The organism is Oleiphilus sp. HI0067 (genome assembly GCF_001635735.1).
Genome location: NZ_LWFI01001026.1, coordinates 1 through 1,267, shown reverse-complemented (window position 1 = coordinate 1,267; position 1,267 = coordinate 1). Strand labels below are relative to the sequence as shown.

1 protein-coding gene and 1 pseudogene are annotated in these 1,267 nt (G+C 42.4%); one reads left to right on the top strand and one right to left on the bottom strand.

Going from position 1 to position 1,267, the window contains the following annotated elements:
• The first annotated feature begins 543 nt into the window (after positions 1 to 543).
• Positions 544 to 852 (top strand): annotated as a pseudogene (locus A3739_RS13885) (antibiotic biosynthesis monooxygenase).
• Between the two features lie 96 nt (positions 853 to 948).
• On the opposite strand, the gene A3739_RS13880 reads toward A3739_RS13885, so the two are convergent.
• Positions 949 to 1,224, bottom strand: a complete 276-nt coding sequence (locus A3739_RS13880) for a hypothetical protein (RefSeq protein WP_068473085.1) — start codon at positions 1,222 to 1,224, stop codon at positions 949 to 951.
• Between the last annotated feature and the right edge of the window lie 43 nt (positions 1,225 to 1,267).

Below are 1,267 nucleotides of genomic sequence, written 5' to 3'. Positions count from 1 at the left end.
TAACTATCGCGATGTATGACAGACTTAAAGAAGGATCGACACCAGTCTTAAACGCTGTGTCGTTATTTCTGATGTTAGGGTCCGCCCTCCTAGCCTTGATTAGTATTTTGGTTCAGAAAGAAAAATAAGGCTGCGAGATCCAAATACCCATATGACCTACAACCAGTTCAATCGATTTTGCGCCAATCTACCCTGCACGAACTATGGTATGCAATGGGGAGGCGCTCATGTTTAGAACTTTTCGCAATCGGAGGTTGGAATGGGGCAAACAAAACGCCTACCTTTTCATTTGAGACTTCCGAACTAGATTTTCAATTTATACAGCACAAAGGTGGTTACCGACCTGCTCCCTATTTTGCGAATCGAGGAACGAAGTGGATTCAATGCACCGACCGTCAAAATGAAGAAGAGCTGCGTTATTATCTCAGCGAGTCACATCGCTTAGCCTCTTTAAACCTCACCAACAAACTTCAAAAAGAACTTCACCTCAACCAATAACAAGGCGTAGTCTTTGTCCTTAATAAATAGCTTAGGAGTACAAACGTGTACATCGCAATGAACCGCTTCAAAATCAAACTGTGTTGTGAGAAAGACTTTATCGAGATCTGGAAGAATCGCGATTCCTTTCTAAGCGAGGTACTAGGATTTAAATCGTTTAATTTACTGCAAGGCGAAACTACCGAAGAATACACCTTGATCTCATCACGTGCAGTTTAGGAGTCGGAAGAAGCATTTCGCGCATGGACCAAATCTGAAGCTTTTCGTAAAGCGCATGCAAATGCGGGCGGCCCATCTTCAAAAGAGCTACATGTCAGTCCTCCTCAATTAGAGTGCTTTGCAGCCGTTATTTAGCTTGTAATCACACAACTAGAATACTGATATCGAAAAGCAGTCTACTGCATATCCCTTAAACTCCAAGTGGCAGATATAGCTATGTACATAGCTGAGTTAATATCCACAGCGATCAATCCTTTCCAATAGCATTAATTCGGGGTCGCCAAATACATCTTGCATCCCAAACACCCGGCAATTACTCAATTCTTGCTGACATGTGAGTAGCAATAGCTGCCGAAATAACTTCTGAATTTCATTCTTATCTGCGACGTTTCCTTTCTGACGTGCTTCAGAGTAGGCCCACCTCATACACGTTCGCTTTGACTCAGCGTCGACGATCTCTAAGTTCGGATTTCCTTCCTCTAACCACGCATATATGTAATATCCCATCGTATCTTCTCCTATTTACAGGAATACAAATGATAATCGTTAT